This window comes from Sinomicrobium oceani (assembly GCF_900119185.1).
Taxonomy (GTDB): Bacteria; Bacteroidota; Bacteroidia; order Flavobacteriales; family Flavobacteriaceae; genus Sinomicrobium; species Sinomicrobium oceani.
This window is the reverse complement of sequence record NZ_FPJE01000001.1, coordinates 115,435-134,462: the sequence shown is the minus strand read 5'-3', so window position 1 is coordinate 134,462 and position 19,028 is coordinate 115,435. Positions and strand designations below refer to the sequence as shown.

Sequence of the window (19,028 nt, the reverse complement as noted above, 5' to 3'; positions counted from 1 at the left end):
GAGGTTCCTCTTTTGTATGCGCTATACTTAGTTGTCCGAAACAGGCAGGGAGAATAAAATAGGAGTATAGCATGAGAGGTCTGCTGTAACATGCTTAAAAAACGTAGCCCTAAAACATTATTTACCGACAGCGATCTCCAGTTTCTGGGGCGCTATCCGTGCTCTGACTTCCGAAACGGCCTGACAGTATTCGCCGTCAACCTGAAAATCTACCGGTTTGGTCGTAGTAACCCTTACTTCTTTTACGGGAATGATCTCTACAAAATCACGGGATAGTTGTTCCGTATGCTGAAGCGTCTTTATAATCTCTATAAAATCCAATTTTTTAAAGACGAGGATCTCAAAAATACCATCATCAATTTTTCCGTCCGGATTGACTACGGCTCCCGTACCGAACTTTTTGCTGTTGGCAAAGGCGAGCATAATCCCGCGGATCTTCCGGGTTCTGTTTTTCGTTTGTATGGTAAAATCATAGGGTCCTTCACTTTGGAACAAAGTGGGGATAGAATTCAGGGCATACCCCAGTTTACCGCGAAAGAAACCGTTCTCGTATTCCTTGATCAGTTCGGCATTGAGGCCGAGATCGCTGATGTGGAGCCCCAGTTCCCCATTGAGGTAAACACCGTCGATCTTCCGGGTTTCGGAACCCAGGGCCACGGTAATTGCATCCTCCGGAGATTCCGGTAGTCCCAGGTCGCTGGCCAGTCCGTTCGCAGAACCTGCCGGGATAATCCCGATACTCACAGGGGAATCATCCATAGCTTCGGCAACGAGTTTGACGGTTCCGTCACCGCCGATAACCAATACCCTGTCATACTTTTTCCGGAAATATTCCCGGAGTTGTTCCAGGTCATTTTCACCATTTGTTCTAAAAATATCCAATTCGTCTTGGGAATTTACGTGATCTTTTATTTTTTTGACAAACGGTTCCTTATCTTGATCTCCGCTAATGGGATTTATAACCAGTAATAGTTTCATAATCTGCATATTTCTGAGACTGTTAAAAGTATAAATTCTATCAAAGCGACAACGTTATATTTTACTTAATTTATGGAAGTAGACCTTAAAATTTACAGCGGATATGCCAATGCAAGGGAAATTGTGGTTATGGGACATGTCTTTAAAAAATATGCCCCTGATGTCTTCGATCTGGATAAGCGCTGGTATAAACATGCCTGGGCAGTTATCCGGATGTTCAGTATCAAAACCATAGCCAATACCGATATTATTTTTCGGTTCGGGAATCTTGAGGTGAAGACCAAAACACTCGAAGACGGGTATTTCCGGATAACTATTCCGTACGAGGAAAAACTGGATAGCGGCTGGCATGATTTTACGATTGAGACCCGGGTCGAAGGTGTTGTAAAACGGGAAAAAGGAGAATTCGTAAAGCCGTATGCCGGGGAGTACGGGGTGATTTCCGATATAGACGATACGTTTCTCATTTCCCATTCGGGCAACATTTTCAAAAAGTTGTACGTATTACTGACCAAAAACATCAACAAAAGGCATGTTTTCGAAGAAGTTGTGGAGCATTATCGCCTTCTGAATCGTATCGGGCGAAAAGATAAAGAGACCAATAATGCCTTTTTTTATGTGAGTAGCAGCGAATGGAATTTATACAATTTCATCATACAGTTTACCCGCTTGCATCAATTTCCGAAGGCCGTATTACACCTTAAAAAGATAAAGATGGGTATAGCCGATTTTTTATTTACGGGGGGAGGAGATCACAATCATAAATTCTACAAAATAAAACACCTTGTGGAGTTCTATCCGGAATTGCGTTTTGTTCTTCTGGGAGATGACAGTCAGCAGGACCCGTTTATTTACGAAAATATCAGCAAAATCTTCCCGGAAAACATCAGTACGGTATATATCCGTAAGACCCGGAAACGAAAATCCAAAGAAAAGGTAGCTAAAGCCCTGGCTAATATGGAGCAAATGGGGATCAGGGTGTGTTATTTCCGATCGAGTACGGAAGCCATGCAGCATACCCGGGAATACCTGGGATGATACTGTGAAACAAAGCCGGATCGTGATGGTAAATTCCGGATGCAGCATACCTGTAATTAATTTTCCGAAGCAGGATAACGCGATATATTGAAGTTGCAATACCTGAAATTAAAACCTGCATAGCAGTATATCCCAGCTGGTTTATTGATCGCTTTTCCGTATCTTTAACAAAAGCCCTTATGGATCATCCCGTATTCTTATGGAGTATGCCGCAAGCCCCTGCGATTACCGAAGGTTTCCGGACCTGGGTCCGGAGTAACCCTGCTGTTGCCGAATTTCGTATTGCCGAAATGAGAAGTTTGGCGGAGGTCCCGGACCCGGAGTGTATCGCAACATATCTTTCCACCGCATTATCTGGATTACCTTCGCAAACCACAGTATGGTTGTTTGTGGACCTTGCGCCATTTCAGGAAACAGGTTTTGATGGAGCAGAGGGCTTGTTACTGCAGTGTCTTCTGAACATTGTCCGCCGAGGTCAGATAGCCGTAAAACTTTTATTCGGTATACCGATGCTGATGACAGATGTGTTGATGGACCGCTATCCTGATCCGGGGTATCGGATGTTACCACCACTTTTTTTTGAGGAGATACCTCCGAATTCAGCTCCACTCTACGGGCTTGTGCTTTGCGGGGGATCGAGTAGCAGGATGAAAACAAATAAGGCCTTGCTCCGGTATCACGACAGCTTTCAATTTGTGCATACGGCCGGATTACTGGAATTGTTTTGCGACCGGGTGATGATATCGTCCAACAATACATTGCCTCCCGGCGATTGCGTACAAAGCGACATTTTTCCGGATGACGGGAACTATACAGGTTGTGGCCCCATGAGTGGATTACTGACCGTGTCATCGCATTTTTCCGGAATATCTTTTTTTGTTCTCGGATGCGATTATCCCGCATTGACCCTTGCCGATTTGTCAAGGTTATTTTCTTCGCGTTCCCCGGACTGTGATATCGTTTGCTTTTATCGTCCCGATCATAAAGTGGCGGAACCGTTGATAACAATTTACGAAGCGTCCTGCCTGGAGAAATTACCCGGATATTATCGTGCCGGGGGGAGGTCGTTGCGTAAATTTATGACGGAACACCGGGTAAAAACCCTCGTTCCGGAGGATCCGGAAAGGTTGCAAAGCTATGATACTCCGGAAGATTTTACTGCTTTTTTTTCCAAATGAAAAACGGGATCCCTCTGTTATTTTTCTCAACGGTTTTTCGTAACTTACTGGTAATATTCCGATCATGAAAAAAACAAGTGTTTTCCCGGTAAAAATTACCCGGTTCCGGGACGGAGAACTGCAGGATTATGACGATCTGCTCGCCGTAGAGGAACCGATGGAGATCAGGCTGGATTATACCGACGGACAGCAATGGTTTACGCGGAGTATTGCCGTAACCATGCGTACCCCCGGGCATGACTTTGAGCTCGCCCTGGGTTTTTTGTTTACCGAAGGTATTATCCGGGAGATGGCACAGGTAAAAGGTATACGTTACTGTACGGAGCAGGGTCATGCCGAAAACCGGGAGAATATCGTAAGGGTGTACCTCAGGGAGGATGTCCGGCCGGATATCGGGAAATTGCAGCGCAATTTTTACACCAGCAGCAGCTGTGGGGTCTGCGGAAAGCAAAGTATGGAACAGGTCAGACAGGTGTGTCCTGTACACCGGGTTTCATCGTTGGTTATACACGATCATACGATGGTACGGTTACCGGAGCTACTGCGCCGTGTACAGGATGTTTTCCGGTTTACCGGGAGTATTCATGCCGCAGCCTTCTTTTCCGGAGCCGGTAAACTTTTGATGTTGCGTGAAGATGTGGGGAGACATAACGCCCTGGATAAACTGATCGGGGCTGCCTTATCGGGTAAAAATCAGCTTCCCGATCCGGTAAACAGCGTATTAGTGCTGAGTGGCAGGGCGAGTTTTGAACTTTTGCAGAAGGCAGCCATGGCCGGTATCACCATCGTATGCGCGGTGGGAGCTCCAAGCAGTCTTGCCGTGGAAACCGCCGGGCAGTTCGATATCACTCTGGTAGGATTTTTGAGAGAAGATCGTTATAATATTTATTATGACAACCAAAGGATACTACAAAAGATAACAACATCCTGAGGAGATTATAAACCTAAAAGTCAGGTAGGGAATACCGCAGGTCGGTAACAGAGCCACCTATCTTAACGACACAGAACAAATATATTCGGATGAAAATAAGGATCAAGGGCAACAGTGTCCGTTTGCGTCTCACCAAAACCGAGGTTGCAGACCTGGAAAGTAAAGGTTTCGTAGCGGAAGAAACCCGGTTCGGTACAGGGGTGTTCCGGTATCGGCTGGAACAAAAAAAGGATTTGCAACATCTTGATGCCTGTTTTAAAAACGGGATCATGACGGTTTTTATTCCGCCGGTTTTCGTAAAATCCCTTTTGGAAACCGATAAGGTGGGGTATGAGGATAGCTTACCAGGCGAAAACGGTCATATCCTGTTTCTTTTGGTAGAAAAAGATTTTCAATGTCTGGACCAGACACGGGAAGATCAAAGTGATATGTATATGAACCCCAACCAGGTCTGCTAAAAACACAAGATGATGAAGACGGATAAAAAAGAGGCTTCCGGGTCGGAAGATAACGGAGCATCGGTCCATGCCGAAAACCCGGAAACGTTGAATAATCTCAAGGTCAATACTCCCAAGGAAGTAGCTGCCGGATTTCCGGCAGTGGTTTCGGCTATGAAACATGTGTTTGGTGAAATGGGCCCCGGCAGGGGAATGAAAGCCCTCCTCAATCTCAATCAGAAAGGGGGGATCGATTGTCCGAGTTGTGCATGGCCCGATCCGGACGGACACCGGAGTGCTATTGCCGAATATTGTGAGAACGGGGCAAAAGCCATAGCAGACGAAGCGACCACGAAAGTGCTTCATGCCGGTTTTTTTGCAAAGCATTCCATCGCTGCATTATCCGGACTGGATGATTTTCATATCGGAAAAAAAGGGCGCCTGGGAGAACCGGTTTATCGGCGTGAAAACGCTACGCATTATGAGCCTGTTTCCTGGGAAGAGGCTTTTCGTATCATAGCGAGACATCTGCAATCGCTCGATAGCCCTGATGAAGCAACCTTTTATACGTCAGGAAGAACGAGTAATGAGGCGGCTTTCCTCTACCAGCTTTTTGCCAGGGAATACGGAACCAATAACTTACCGGATTGTTCCAATATGTGCCATGAAAGTAGCGGGGTGGCCCTTGGGGAGAGTCTCGGTATCGGTAAAGGATCGGTAACTCTGGAAGATCTGTACCGTGCCGAAGTGATCATCATAGCCGGGCAGAACCCCGGGACCAATCACCCGAGGATGCTTAGTGCTCTCGAAAAAGCCAAGAGAAACGGGTGCATTATTATTGCAGTCAACCCGCTACCCGAAACCGGACTTATCGCTTTCGATAATCCCCAGGAAGTAAAGGGGATGCTGGGGATGGGGAAGAAACTGAGCGATGTATTCCTGCAGGTAAAGATCAATGGCGATCTGCCGTTGATGAAGGCCCTGATGAAGCTGATGCTGGAACAGGAGCGTCAACATCCCGGAACAGTGTTCGATCATGATTTTATCCGGGAGCACACTTCGGAATACGACGAGTTTATCGAAAGTCTGGATAAGCATAGCCTGGAGGAACTCAGTGAAGCGTGTGGTATAGGTCTGGAACAGCTCCGGGAAGTAGCCGGAATACTGTGTAAGAAGAACAACATTATCACCTGCTGGGCCATGGGGCTCACACAGCATAAAAATTCCGTGGATACGATCAAGGAGTTTGTCAATCTTCTTTTACTGAAAGGGAGCATCGGCAAACCCGGTGCCGGTACATGCCCGGTTCGCGGACACAGCAATGTCCAGGGCGACCGCACCATGGGGATCTTCGAACAGCCTTCGCAGGAATTACTGGATAGTATAGCGCGGAATTTTGGTTTTCATCCGCCGCAGCATCATGGTTTTGATGTCGTTAATTCCATAAAGGCCATGCACGACGGAAGGGTTAAAGTTTTTATGGGGATGGGGGGTAACTTCCTCTCCGCTACACCGGATACCCTATATACGGCACAGGCACTGCAACAGTGCAGACTGACTGTCCAGGTCAGTACCAAACTCAACCGCAGTCATCTTATAACCGGGAAGGAAGCCCTGATCCTGCCCACATTCGGGCGTAGTGATATCCATGAGGTCGGTGGAGAGAAACAGTTTGTGAGTTGTGAAAATTCTATGGGAGTGGTACAAATGAGCCAGGGACGCCTCCAACCGGTCAGCACCCATCTTAGGAGCGAAACGGCCATCATCTGCCACCTTGCCAAAGCGGTATTGGGGAACAGATCGAAGGTAAACTGGGACCGGTTCCTGGACCATAACGATCATATCCGTGATGCTATAGAAGCCACGATCCCGGGATTTGAGCAGTACAATAAAAGAGTCCGGGAGCCGGGAGGCTTTTATTTGCCGAACAGTGCCCGTGAGAAACGCTTTCCTACGGATACCCTCAAAGCCAGGTTTCATGTATCCGATGTGGAGATGGTGCACCTGGAAGATGATGAATTGCTGATGATGACGATCCGTTCTCACGACCAGTTTAATACCACGGTTTACGGACTCGAAGACCGGTACAGGGGGATTCACAATGAGCGAAGGATTATCCTGATGAATACAAAGGACATAGAAAAGCTGGGATACCGCGACCGCGATGTGGTAGATTTGTATAATGATCAGGGGGGAACAGCGCGTGTGGCCCGAAAATTTGTAATCATCGCTTATAATATTCCCGAAAAATGTTGCGCCACGTATTTTCCGGAAGCCAATGTCCTTGTCCCTATAGGTACGGTAGCTGATCAGAGCAATACTCCGGCCAGTAAATCGGTAGTGCTCAGGATAAAGAAACACGGGGATGTTCCGAAAAAGTCAACGGCTGCAGGTTGATAGTCGCCGTTGTTATGATGTTATTAAAACGGCAGCCCGGGATGTGCCGGGCTGCCGTATGAGATTGAAAAGTTTAGCGGTATTACCAGGTCAGCATTACAGACTTTCCTTTCCTGAGCTGTATGTTTTTTTGTGAGTTTCCGTAGACGAGCGTCGTGGTCCCTGTTTTTCTTGCTGTAATCGTACTACGGATAAGCCTTTCGTTTTTCCATTCCATAGAAACTTCAAAGGCACCTCTGGCACAGATACCCGAAACTTTACCGTCTTTCCACGTTTCCGGTAATGCAGGGAGAAGATATATATGTTCCATATCCGATTGCAGTAACATTTCGATAACCGCGGCAGCACCACCGAAATTTCCGTCAATCTGGAACGGGGGATGGGCATCGAAAAGGTTCGGGTAGGTTCCTCCGTGTCCGCCGTGATTTCCCTTGAATCCGTCAGGATCCACATACTTTAGCAGTTCCCTGTACATTTTATAGGCGCGGTCGCCATCGCGTAGCCTCGCCCAGAGGTTGATCCGCCAGCCTTTGGACCAGCCGGTGGTTTCATCGCCTTTGATGTCGAGCGTTTTAGCAGAAGCTTCGGCAAGTTCGGGAGTAGCGGAAGGAGAGATATGGTGTCCGGGATAAAGTCCGAACAGGTGCGATTGATGACGATGTAAGGGTTCCTGGTCTTCCCAGTCGTAATACCATTCCTGTAAATTCCCTTTTTTACCTATCTGGTAAGGGCGTAGTCCGTCCCGGACTTCTGCCGCTTTCCCGGTCAGGTCGTTTTGAACACCGAGGAGTTTCGATGCCAATAGGAAATCGGTCGTTATTTCTTTGATCATACCGATATCGGCTGAGGCTCCGTAGAGTGTGGCCCCGGCATAACCTTCGGGCGTGATAAAAAGATTTTCCGGTGATGTGGAAGGGGATGTTATCCAGTGACCTTCCTTATCCTTTACGACCCAATCCAGGCAAAACCGGACGGCTCCCTGTAATATGGGATATGCTTTTTCTTTTAAAAACTTCCGGTCTTTGGTAAATGCGTAGTGCTCCCAAAGGTGCGTAGCCAGCCAGACCCCACCCATATTCCAGTTGGCCCAGTTCGGGTCGCCTTCTCCGAAATCGCCTACGGGATTGGTCAATGCCCAGATATCGGAATTCTGTGAAGCCGTCCATCCGCCGGTCCCGTAATAGGTTTTGGCGGTGATGGCCCCGGTTACCGACAGGTTTTTGATAAAATCGAATAAAGGACGATGCATTTCCGAAAGGTTTGCGGTTTCTGCCAGCCAGTAATTTTCTTCGAGATTGATGTTCAGCGTATAGTTACTACTCCATGGCGGACGCATATAAGGGTTCCATATCCCCTGTAAGTTCGCAGGAACCCCCGGGGTACGTGAAGAAGATATCAGCAGGTATCTTCCGTATTGAAAATACAGCACTTCCAGTTTTTTGTCTTCCTTACCCTCCGCATAGCGCAATAGTCTTTCGTTGGTCGGAAGATCGGGGGCATGGGTTTCACCGAGGCTCAGAGCCACCCGGCTGAAAAGACCGGTATAGTCTTTACGATGATCGTCTTCTATTGTTCTCAATGGCTTTCGGAGAGCGTTATCCAGGTTTTTACGAGCTATACGGAGCTGGTCTTTCCCTTCTGTAGCCGGGTTTTTGTTGTATCCGTTAAAACTGGTTTCTTCGGCGATATACAGTACAACCTGACTGCAACCAACTATTTCTATCCCTTTCTCACTTACTTCGACACGGCCGTCTTTGTGTACGGCTTTGAGCAGGGTAGTAAAGCGCGTGCCGCGTTCCGGGTCGAAAAGTACTGCATCGGGCATGTCTCCCCGATAATTCGGTTCTACGTGATATGGAGCATACCCGTTTATTTCGTAAGTGTCTGATGATGTGGTTGTATTAAACTTCATCAGGCTGTTGAAGCTTATTTTTCCGCTGATAGCCTGTTTGCCGGAACTGCTCAGTTTTATAATCATTACCTGATCCGGGTGGGACACAAAATATTCCCTTTGGTACTGTACACCATTACTCTCGTATGTGATTCTGGAAACGGCCTTACTGATATCCAGTTCCCTGCGGTAATTTGTATAGTTGTCCTGACCTTCGAATTCCAGTTTCAATGTTCCCAATGGCATATATGATTGCGAAAAAGCTCCCTGTACCTTATGCTGAAGTTCATCGGCCAGTTTGTAGTTTTCTTCTTCGAGGGCTTTGCGAATAGCGGGAATATATGAGTGCGCATCGGGATTGTTATTGGCATTCACCGGTTCGCCGGACCATAGTGTGGCATCATTGAGGAAAATACTGTCCGTTGCGACGCCCCCGAAAACAGCAGCACCCATTTTTCCATTTCCGAGCTCAAGGGTTTCCTCGAAATATGTGGCGGGTTTGTCATACCATAAAATGTGATCGGACTGGGCCGCCAGGGGAAGAAGATATGATGTGCATATCAGGAACATCCATATTTTCAGATGACCGAAACGTGTTTGAGCCCGGAGGAATACTACGGGAAGGCTTGTAGGGTAGGGATAATTGATTTTCATATTGAAATATAAGATGATCATTTACTTTTCTAAAAAAGGAGCGGGAGGTAATTGTTTTTGAGGATATGTAATGAATTTATGCTGTTTTCTCATCCTTATTCGATTTCCGGATTCAAATCCCTTCCGAATGTTAAGCAGAAAGCATGACTTTCGGGAAATACCGGATTTGTTTTCGGCTAAAATTAGAAAATATTCTTCATAAAAGGAACAAACGCGGAATAATATGTAGTACATAATTAAAAGTGCAACGAAATTTCCCTTGAAAAAACGGAAAAGACATGGTGAAAGGGAAATGAATAGTGTTTCTAAAAAGGAATGTTGTAGAATACCATATTCTTTGGGATAACAGTTCGGAACCGGAAGCTCTATATTGCCGGTGCTGCGGATGTAGCTAAAATTTCCGGAATGGAGTCGACCGCTCTGGTAGGGGACATACAATTGACAAACGGCCTCCTCGATGATTCCTATACTTACAAAGGCCTGCAGGGATATGCGGCTACGGATGTAACCTACGGAGATCATTATTATTATACCGCTACTGGGGATAACGGTGTGTTGGCCAGGCTTAACAAAATTACCAGTACGTAGAGGCTTCCATGGACCTGGACGATTTGAGAGCTGTGGGAGTTTCAGGAAATCAGGTGGTTATTTTAAGTGATACGGAAGCTATAAAGATTCCCGATAATAATTTCGCTGTACAGAAAAGTATCAGTACGCCCTCCGATATAGCCGATTTTCAATGCCGAGGCCCTATTGATTCAGGCTTACCCGGGCATATATAATCCCGTAGTTTCCTTCATCGTTCCGATGAATACCGGTAATGCTTCCGGATTATCACACAAGAGCTAACCTGATCGAAGGAGATTAAAGTCTTAAAAACATCTTTACTTTCAAAAGCTCTAAATAGTATTCACGTCAATTAAAATTGCTATTGAGCTGCTTGTAGATTACGAGATAGTTATCCATGAATAATGGTTAGATTAAGTTTTGAATAATAGAAATTACTTCCCGATACAAAAATTAGCAAAAATATTTCCCAGCAACTCATCATTGGTTACCTGCCCCGTGATCTCCCCGAAATGATACAACGCTTCGCGGATATCAATGGCAAGGAGGTCGCCTGAAATTCCGGCTTGCAACCCATGCTGCACCTTCTGAATTTCTTCCAGGGCCTTGAGCAAAGCATCGTAGTGGCGGGAATTGGTAACAATAGTTTCGTTGTTGCGCAATGCCCCGGTGTTTACAAATTCAAGCAGCTTGTCTTTCAAAGTTTCTATACCTTCGTTTTGTTTGGCGGAGATAAACAGGAGGTTGTCATAATGCAATCCGGAGGCAATATTTTCTTTGCTGGCGAGGTCGGTTTTATTGGCCAGGATAAGCAGTGGTTTTTGCGGGAACTGGTTTCTGATCTTTTCGATTTCTACGGTGATGGTTTCGCTGTTTTCGGCGAAGTGGGAGGCGTCGAAAAGGTAGATAACGACTTGTGCCTGGGTGATTTTTTCGAAGGTTTTTTTGATTCCTATACTCTCAACCACATCTTCGGTTTCCCGTATACCGGCAGTGTCTATAAAACGGAAGGCGATACCGTTGATCACTATTTCGTCTTCGATAGTATCGCGGGTAGTTCCGGCGATATCGCTTACGATAGCCCGTTCTTCGTTGAGCAGGGCATTGAGCAGGGTAGACTTACCAACATTAGGCGCCCCTACGATGGCGACGGGAATACCGTTTTTGATCACATTGCCCACAGCAAACGAATCGATAAGACGCTTGAGGACCAGTTCTATACGTTGCAGCAATTCTTCGAACTGACTCCGATCGGCAAATTCCACATCCTCTTCGGCGAAGTCGAGTTCCAGTTCGATGAGTGAAGCGAAGTTGAGTAGTTCCTGGCGTAGTTTTTCTATTTCCCCGGAAAATCCGCCGCGCATTTGTTGTATGGCTACCTGGTGTGAGGCTTCGTTATCCGAAGCGATAAGGTCGGCCACGGCTTCGGCCTGGCTGAGGTCGAGCTTGCCATTGAGGAAGGCACGAAGCGTAAACTCCCCGGCATTGGCCATACGGCAACCGTTACGCAAAAAAAGCTGAAGTATTTCACGTTGAATATAAGGGGAGCCGTGACAGGAAATTTCGATGACATCTTCCCCTGTATAAGAATGCGGGTTTTTAAAAATACTGACCAGAACCTCGTCCAGCACCTTGGGGCCATCGACGATATGTCCCAGATGAATGGTATGGCTTTTTTGTACTGATAGCTCTTTGCCTTTAACCGAACGGAATTTTTCTCCGGCAATGCGAATCGCATCTTTCCCGGACAACCGGATAATGGCAATGGCTCCGGCACCGCTCGGAGTGGCTAAGGCTATGATCGTATCGTTTGGCAGCATGATGTTCTCTTTGATGCAAAAGTATTTAAAATCGGGCAAACAGCCAGCTTGTGTTTTTGCGATCTTGGGCATCGTAAAAAGTATAAATATTGCATATAGCTTAAAGAGACCCGGTATAAATTTGCATAGTATTAAAATACTTCAGACTATGCACAAAAATACATCGGTTTCTGCGGGATCGGGGGTCTCGGCAGAAAAGACGGTCTTTCCCGTTCTGTTTGCACTGAGTTTTTCTCATATGATGAACGATACGCTGCAATCGCTTATTCCCTCTATTTATCCTCTGGTGAAAGAAACCTTTAAACTTAGTTTTGCCCAGGTAGGACTTATAACCCTTACTTTTCAGCTTACGGCCTCATTGCTACAGCCCCTTGTAGGGCTCTATACCGATAAATACCCGAAACCGTATTCTCTTGCCATAGGTATGGGATTTACCTTGATAGGATTGGTAGTTTTATCCATGGCGCCTAACTTCGGCACCATATTACTTGCTGTGGGTCTTATAGGTATGGGATCTTCCGTTTTTCATCCGGAAGCTTCGCGTATAGCCCATATGGCCTCGGGGGGACGGCACGGTATGGCCCAGTCTCTTTTCCAGGTAGGAGGAAACGCCGGGAGTTCTATGGGGCCGTTGCTGGCTGCGATGATCATTGTACCGTTCGGACAATCTTCGGTCATCTGGTTCTCACTGGCGGCTTTACTGGCGATTATCGTACTGTCGCGCGTGGGGCAGTGGTATAAGAACAATCTGTACCGGGCACCGGCACAAAAGAAAAAGACATACGATCATGCCCTAGGGCATCGCTTGTCCCGGACACAGGTAATCTGGTCTATTGTCGTACTGCTTTTTCTTATTTTTTCCAAGTATATCTATATGAGCAGTCTTACCAGCTATTATACCTTTTACCTGATGGATAAATTTGACGTGTCCGTACAGGCATCCCAGGTTTATCTTTTTGTATTCCTGTTTGCCATAGCAGCCGGTACGTTTTTCGGCGGACCTTTGGGTGACCGTTTCGGGCGTAAGTATGTAATCTGGTTCAGTATCCTGGGTATCGCACCTTTTACCCTTATCCTGCCTTATGTAAACCTGTTCTGGACGGGGACACTGACCGTGCTTATCGGACTGATATTATCCTCGGCTTTCTCCGCTATCCTGGTATATGCCCAAGAGCTGATCCCGGGAAAAGTAGGGATGGTATCCGGGCTGTTTTTCGGCTTTGCCTTCGGGATAGCGGGAATTGGTTCCGCGGTACTTGGCGATATTGCGGACGCCACGAGTATAGAATATGTATTTAAAATGTGTTCTTTCCTTCCGTTACTAGGGTTACTCACCGTGTTCCTGCCTTCGGAGAAAAGGAAGAGGGTAGACGTATAGTACATCATTATAAGCTGTATATCCATATAAAAGCGTCCCGGCCGTTTAACTTTAACGACCGGGACGCTTTTTGGTAATATTATGTTCTGTAGCAATAAATCGGATTAGCTGGTCGTATTCAAATACCCCAAGACGTTTTTTTCGATACGCGCTTCGATATTACTGATATCGGCACGTTGGAAGGTTTCTCCGGTGATCTGCTCATAGAGTTCGATGTAGCGTTCGGATACGGAATTGATATAGGTATCGGTCATTTCCGGGATCTGTTGCCCTTCTTTGCCCTGGAATCCGTTTTCGATTAGCCATTGACGAACAAATTCCTTGGACAATTGTTTTTGTTTTTCTCCCTTATCCTGACGTTCCTGATACCCGTTGGCATAGAAATATCGGGAAGAGTCCGGCGTATGGATCTCATCGATAAGGACGATCTTACCATCTGCTGTTTTCCCGAATTCGTATTTGGTGTCCACAAGGATAAGCCCCTGTTTGGCGGCAATTTCCGTTCCACGTTGAAAAAGAGCCCTGGTATAGGCTTCGAGCTGCGTATAATCTTCTTCGGAAACAATCCCTTTTCTCAGAATATCTTCTCTGGAAATATCTTCGTCGTGTTCTCCGTTATCCGCCTTGGTAGAAGGAGTAATAATAGGCCCGGGGAATTTGTCGTTTTCTTTTAATCCTTCAGGCATGGATACACCACATAAAAGTCGTTTTCCGGCATGGTATTCCCTTGCGGCATGACCGGACAGGTATCCTCGTATCACCATTTCCACCTTAAACGGGGTACACCGGTGCCCCACAGCTACATTCGGGTCTGGGGTAGCGATAAGCCAGTTGGGTACGATATCTTCGGTGGCTTTCATCATGTTGGTAGCGATCTGGTTCAGGATCTGACCTTTGTATGGAATTCCCTTGGGCATGACCACGTCAAAAGCCGAAAGTCTGTCTGTTGCGATCATGACCAGGAGGTCGTTTTCTAACGTATATACTTCACGGACTTTTCCTTTATAGACGTTTTTCTGCCCGGGAAAATTATAATGTGTTGCGGTTATGGTACTGTTGCTCATCTTATGAAGATCGTAATTTTGTCGCAAATATACGGGAAAAGTTCATTAATCCGGGACTTCGATACACCCTTTGCTTCGCTCGGGCACTCAGCCGCCTTTGCTCATGCTTTTTGTAGTTGTTTTCGATTTTAACTCCCTCTTCAAAATATCTGAACTTCATAGAGGCGGTTGAGTGATGGCCGTTAAGCCATCGTGCCGAAACCCCGGCTTTTAACCGTTCGTATGCTCAATCTCCTTGTAAGCCTCGATAATATTTTTCACCAGTCGGTGGCGGATTACATCTTTATCATCCAGGTAAACCATACCGATACCGTTGATATCTTTAAGCACGAGCAGAGCTTCTTTCAATCCGGAAATCACTCTTCGCGGAAGATCGATCTGTCCCGGGTCGCCCGTAATCATGAATTTGGCATTTTTTCCCATACGGGTCAGAAACATTTTCATCTGGGCGTGCGTGGTATTCTGAGCTTCATCGAGAATGACAAAGGCATTGTCGAGGGTACGCCCGCGCATGAAAGCCATAGGTGCGATCTGGATAATTCCTGTTTCGATATAATTTTGGAGTTTCTCGGCCGGGATCATATCTCGTAAAGCATCGTAAAGCGGCTGCATATACGGGTCCAGTTTTTCCTTGAGGTCTCCCGGGAGGAATCCCAGGTTTTCACCCGCTTCCACGGCAGGGCGGGTCAAAATGATACGTTTGACCTGCTTTTCTTTAAGGGCTTTTACGGCCAGGGCTACACCCGTATAGGTTTTTCCTGTTCCGGCCGGTCCTATGGCAAAGACCATATCGTTTTTCTTCATCATGTCTACCAGTCGTTGCTGATTAACGGTCTGGGCCTTGATGAGCCTGCCATTGACCCCGTGAAGCAGCACCTGCGCATTTTCGAGCATGGGGGCTTCATAGGCCTCCTTATCATCGCTGGTAAGGATGCGCTCTATGGTATTTTCGTCCAGTTTGTTGTATTTCCCGAAATACATGACCAGCATGTCCAGTCGTTTATCGAATTCTTCCAGAAGTTCCTCGTCGCCATAGGCCTTGATCTTATTTCCGCGGGCCACGATTTTTAGTTTTGGGAAGTATTTTTTGAGCAGTTCGATGTTGATGTTTTGCTCGCCGAAGAATTCTCTCGGGCTGATCTCAGTAAGTTCTACTATTATTTCGTTCAAAAGCTGATGGGTTTGATTAATCTTTGTGTTCGCTTTCCGGGAGAAGTGTCCTGTGGCTGTAAAGCAAGCCGTACAAGGGGGGGCAACTTCTCTAAAGTTTTACTATTGTTGTTTAAAGATACTATAAAAAAGTCTGTTTTGCTATAGGGGCTATCCCCTACTTTTTTAGTACGTTTGTGGTTCGCATTACCCCACATACGGATAACGATAATAACAAGGTTATTTATCGCTAATTTACACAAAAAAAGCGTCGGTACTATTTTTATGGCTATAATAAGTTTAACTACGGATTTCGGGGAGAAAGACCACTTTACAGGTGCCATTAAAGGAGCTATTTACAGTGAGACCGAAGACGTGAAGATTGTGGATATATCACATTCCGTCAGTCCTTTTAATGTCCAGGAGGCGGCCTATATTCTCAAAAATGCCTATAAGAATTTCCCTAAGGGAAGTATCCATGTTTACGGTGTCGATTCCGAACGCAACCCGGATAACCGCCATATAGCCGTCCTGCTCAACGATCACTTTTTTGTAGGAGCCGATAACGGGATCATGTCTTTGGTGGCGGGTGACCGTAAACCGGATAAGATCGTAGAAATAAATATTTATAACGATCTGGATACCATTTTTCCTGCCATGGACGTTTTTGTAAAGGTAGCATGCCACATCGCAAGGGGAGGTACCCTGGAAGTTGTGGGAAAACCGGTAACGGAACTCAAATCGTTAAGAACATTTACACCCATTGTCAATACGGAGCAAAACCTGGTTACAGGGCATGTGATTTATGTAGATAATTACGGTAATGTAGTGACCAATATTTCACGGCAGTTGTTCGAAAATATCCGTAAAGGAAGAGATTTTGAACTGTATGCCCGTAATTACCGGTTCGACCGTATCTATACCAAATACAGCGATATTGTCAACTTTGCGGTAGAAAAGCCCAGACGGGACGACGATGGCCGCCGGCTGGCAGTTTTTAACTCGTCCGGATATGTCGAACTGGCCATTTACCGCAGCAATCTCGAAACGGTCGGAGGGGCTTCGAGCCTTCTCGGGTTGAGTTACCGGGATGTGGTAACCATACGATTTTTATAACAGGGGATAAACCCCGTCAAGGAATAGAACGCAGAGTATGTTCGCAATATTCAAAAAAGAAATAATTTCGTTTTTTGCTTCTCCCGTGGGATACCTGGTGATTGCTGTGTTCCTGGTCATCAACGGACTTTTCCTGTGGATTTTTGACGGAGAATACAATATACTGAACTCGGGATTTGCCGATCTGACTGCCTTTTTCAGACTTGCTCCCTGGATATTGCTTTTCCTCATTCCGGCAGTGACCATGAAAAGCTTTTCCGAAGAAAAAAAACAGGGAACACTCGAAATCCTGTTTACCCGTCCTTTGACGATGTGGCAGATCGTTCTCGGGAAATACCTGGGGGCCTTTGCTCTGGTTCTTCTGGCTCTGCTACCTACACTATTATATGTCTGGACTGTTTGGCAATTGGGAAATCCCGAAGGTAACCTCGATACCGGCAGTACACTGGGCTCTTATTTCGGACTGCTCTTCCTGATATTATCCTATACGGCCATCGGTATTTTTGCTTCGACCCTCTCCACCAACCAGATCGTGGCATTCCTGGTTTCCGTATTTGTCTGCTTCCTTTTTTATTATGGTTTCGAAGGGTTGCTTGCTTTGGGGTTTGGAACGGATATTTCAGGCTTGGGGATGAAAGCCCATTTCGACAGTATAGGCCGGGGGGTTCTGGATACGCGAGATATTCTGTATTTTATATCCATAGCCTTCTTCTTTCTTTTTGTTACCGTTGTGAAACTGAAAAACCGACCGGATGCTGTTTAGATTACAGAAAAAACCTTTGGTAGTCATTGCGGGAGTCCTGGTGCTCCTGATCGTACTGAATGCTGTATCCGTATCTTTTTACGGCCGGTTCGATCTTACACAGGATAACCGCTACACACTTTCCGAAGCTTCCGTAAAACCCCTTGCAAAACTGGAGGAACCTGTTTTTGTCGATGTATTTCTCGGGGGAGAACTGCCATCGCAATTCAGGAAACTTCGTGATGAGACCCGGCAAATACTCGAAGAGTTTGCGGCAAAGAACAGGAATATTCGGTTCAATTTCGTAGACCCTCTGGAAGATAGTGAGAATTCCGAGGCTGTCATTCGTGAATTACAGTCTATCGGGCTTACCCCGTTGAACTTCTCCGAAGAAAAGGCCGGTAAAGTCTCCCGGGAAATACTATTCCCATGGGCCCTTGCCAACTACGCAAACCGCAGTGTACGGGTACCGCTGCTCAAAAACAAACTCGGGGCAACTGACGAAGAAAGGGTAAGAAATTCGGTACAGCAGCTGGAATATGTCTTTGCCGATGCCTTTGCAAAACTCACCATTACCGATAAGAAGAATATAGCTGTCCTTAAGGGAAATGGAGAACTTGAAGATATATATATGGCCGATTTTCTCGGATCGCTTCGGGACTATTACAACCTGGCTCCTTTTACCCTCGATTCTGTTGCCGTCTCGCCCCAGCGGACACTGCAGCAACTGGAGCAGTACGATATGATCCTCGTGGCCAAACCTACTGTTGCTTTCACCGACGAGGAAAAAGCAGTCCTCGACCAGTATGTGATGCACGGTGGAAAATCGTTGTGGCTCATAGATCAGGTCCATGCCGAAATGGACAGCCTGTATAACGAATCCGGGAAGACCATGGCCTTGCCGAGAGATCTCAATCTCGGAGATATGTTTTTCTCTTACGGAGTAAGGATCAATCCGGTATTGGTCAATGATCTGTATTTTACCCAGATAGTCATGGCTTCGGGAGAGGGAAACGATTCCCGCTACGATCCTTATCCCTGGTATTATGCGCCTATGGTAATGTCTCCGGACAACCATCCGGTAAATACCAATATCGAAGCCCTTCGGTTTGATTTTGCCAATGCGATAGATACATTAAAAAATCCGGTCCGGAAAACGATATTACTGTCCAGTTCCCCGCTTTCCAAAACAGTGGGGGTACCTGCCGATATCGATCTGGAGATCATTACCCGCGAACCGGATAAAGCCACTTATAACAATGGGAACCAGCCTCTGGCCGTACTGCTGGAAGGCAGGTTTAATTCCGTATACAAAAACAGGATAAAGCCGCTGGACCTAAAAGATAATCTCGACACCGGGGTGGAGACCGGGATGATTGTCATAGCAGATGGTGACCTGATCAAAAACCAGTTGAACAAGGGGCGCCCCCTCGAACTGGGGTATGATAAATGGACAAATAACTTCTACGGTAATAAAGAGTTTCTGAGAAACTGTGTCAACTACCTGCTCGATGAAAACGGTCTCATCTACATCCGCAGTAAAAAAGTGACCATTCCTTTTCTGGACAAGGAAAAGGTTGCTGAAGAAGCCGTATTCCGGAAGGTGATCAATCTCATACTGCCTCTCGTAATCCTGATCGTTTTTGCTTTGGGATTCGGTTACTTCCGAAAGCGGAGATACCGTTAAT

At 46.4% G+C, this 19,028-nt stretch carries 15 protein-coding genes; 10 read left to right on the top strand and 5 right to left on the bottom strand.

Annotated elements, in window-relative coordinates:
• Positions 1–117 precede the first annotated feature (117 nt).
• Positions 118–978: a diacylglycerol/lipid kinase family protein gene (locus BT112_RS00590; RefSeq protein ID WP_245776952.1), complete on the bottom strand. Its 861-nt coding sequence runs from the start codon at positions 976–978 to the stop codon at positions 118–120.
• A 72-nt stretch (positions 979–1,050) separates the two neighbouring features.
• On the opposite strand from BT112_RS00590, the gene BT112_RS00585 reads away from it, so the two are divergent.
• The 5 genes from BT112_RS00585 (at position 1,051) to BT112_RS00565 (ending at position 6,959) form a co-directional block, all read left to right on the top strand.
• Positions 1,051–2,016 carry an App1 family protein gene (locus BT112_RS00585; protein ID WP_072315356.1) on the top strand — a complete coding sequence of 322 codons (966 nt, stop codon included), beginning with the start codon at positions 1,051–1,053 and terminating at the stop codon, positions 2,014–2,016.
• A 179-nt stretch (positions 2,017–2,195) separates the two neighbouring features.
• Positions 2,196–3,194: an NTP transferase domain-containing protein gene (locus tag BT112_RS21460; protein WP_083564717.1), complete on the top strand. Its 999-nt coding sequence runs from the start codon at positions 2,196–2,198 to the stop codon at positions 3,192–3,194.
• 64 nt (positions 3,195–3,258) lie between these two features.
• Complete coding sequence (fdhD, locus tag BT112_RS00575; protein ID WP_072315355.1) at positions 3,259–4,125, top strand: formate dehydrogenase accessory sulfurtransferase FdhD; 867 nt, start codon at positions 3,259–3,261, stop codon at positions 4,123–4,125.
• Between the two features lie 89 nt (positions 4,126–4,214).
• Positions 4,215–4,583: a DUF7009 family protein gene (locus BT112_RS00570; protein WP_072315354.1), complete on the top strand. Its 369-nt coding sequence runs from the start codon at positions 4,215–4,217 to the stop codon at positions 4,581–4,583.
• Between the two features lie 9 nt (positions 4,584–4,592).
• Positions 4,593–6,959, top strand: a complete 2,367-nt coding sequence (locus tag BT112_RS00565; RefSeq protein ID WP_245776951.1) for an FdhF/YdeP family oxidoreductase — start codon at positions 4,593–4,595, stop codon at positions 6,957–6,959.
• Between the two features lie 82 nt (positions 6,960–7,041).
• On the opposite strand, the gene BT112_RS00560 is transcribed toward BT112_RS00565, so the two are convergent.
• Positions 7,042–9,504: a glycoside hydrolase family 95 protein gene (locus tag BT112_RS00560; RefSeq protein WP_245776950.1), complete on the bottom strand. Its 2,463-nt coding sequence runs from the start codon at positions 9,502–9,504 to the stop codon at positions 7,042–7,044.
• Between the two features lie 405 nt (positions 9,505–9,909).
• Here BT112_RS00560 and BT112_RS00555 point away from each other — a divergent pair, with 405 nt between their 5' ends.
• Positions 9,910–10,092 (top strand): hypothetical protein, encoded by a 183-nt coding sequence (locus BT112_RS00555; protein WP_072315352.1) that lies wholly within the window; start codon positions 9,910–9,912, stop codon positions 10,090–10,092.
• 413 nt (positions 10,093–10,505) lie between these two features.
• On the opposite strand, the gene mnmE is transcribed toward BT112_RS00555, so the two are convergent.
• Positions 10,506–11,891, bottom strand: coding sequence for a tRNA uridine-5-carboxymethylaminomethyl(34) synthesis GTPase MnmE (gene mnmE / locus BT112_RS00545; RefSeq protein WP_072315534.1), 1,386 nt, complete (start codon positions 11,889–11,891; stop codon positions 10,506–10,508).
• Between the two features lie 148 nt (positions 11,892–12,039).
• Between mnmE and BT112_RS00540 the strand changes: the two genes are divergently transcribed.
• A complete protein-coding gene (locus tag BT112_RS00540; protein WP_072315350.1) occupies positions 12,040–13,269 on the top strand; it encodes an MFS transporter in 1,230 nt (409 codons plus the stop codon).
• Positions 13,270–13,373: 104 nt separating this feature from the next.
• Here the strand turns inward: BT112_RS00540 and BT112_RS00535 are convergent, their stop codons facing one another.
• Positions 13,374–14,333 (bottom strand): phosphoribosylaminoimidazolesuccinocarboxamide synthase, encoded by a 960-nt coding sequence (locus BT112_RS00535; protein ID WP_072315349.1) that lies wholly within the window; start codon positions 14,331–14,333, stop codon positions 13,374–13,376.
• A 210-nt stretch (positions 14,334–14,543) separates the two neighbouring features.
• Positions 14,544–15,503 carry a PhoH family protein gene (locus BT112_RS00530; RefSeq protein WP_072315348.1) on the bottom strand — a complete coding sequence of 320 codons (960 nt, stop codon included), beginning with the start codon at positions 15,501–15,503 and terminating at the stop codon, positions 14,544–14,546.
• 264 nt (positions 15,504–15,767) lie between these two features.
• Between BT112_RS00530 and BT112_RS00520 the strand changes: the two genes are divergently transcribed.
• The 3 genes from BT112_RS00520 to gldG are packed head-to-tail and all read left to right on the top strand — an operon-like array spanning position 15,768 to position 19,027.
• Positions 15,768–16,598, top strand: a complete 831-nt coding sequence (locus BT112_RS00520; RefSeq protein ID WP_072315346.1) for an SAM hydrolase/SAM-dependent halogenase family protein — start codon at positions 15,768–15,770, stop codon at positions 16,596–16,598.
• A gap of 37 nt (positions 16,599–16,635) precedes the next feature.
• Complete coding sequence (gene gldF / locus BT112_RS00515) at positions 16,636–17,361, top strand: gliding motility-associated ABC transporter permease subunit GldF (RefSeq protein ID WP_072315345.1); 726 nt, start codon at positions 16,636–16,638, stop codon at positions 17,359–17,361.
• Positions 17,351–19,027 carry a gliding motility-associated ABC transporter substrate-binding protein GldG gene (gene gldG, locus BT112_RS00510; protein WP_072315344.1) on the top strand — a complete coding sequence of 559 codons (1,677 nt, stop codon included), beginning with the start codon at positions 17,351–17,353 and terminating at the stop codon, positions 19,025–19,027. The genes gldF and gldG overlap by 11 nt, the downstream gene beginning before the upstream one ends.
• The last annotated feature ends 1 nt before the right edge of the window (position 19,028 follow it).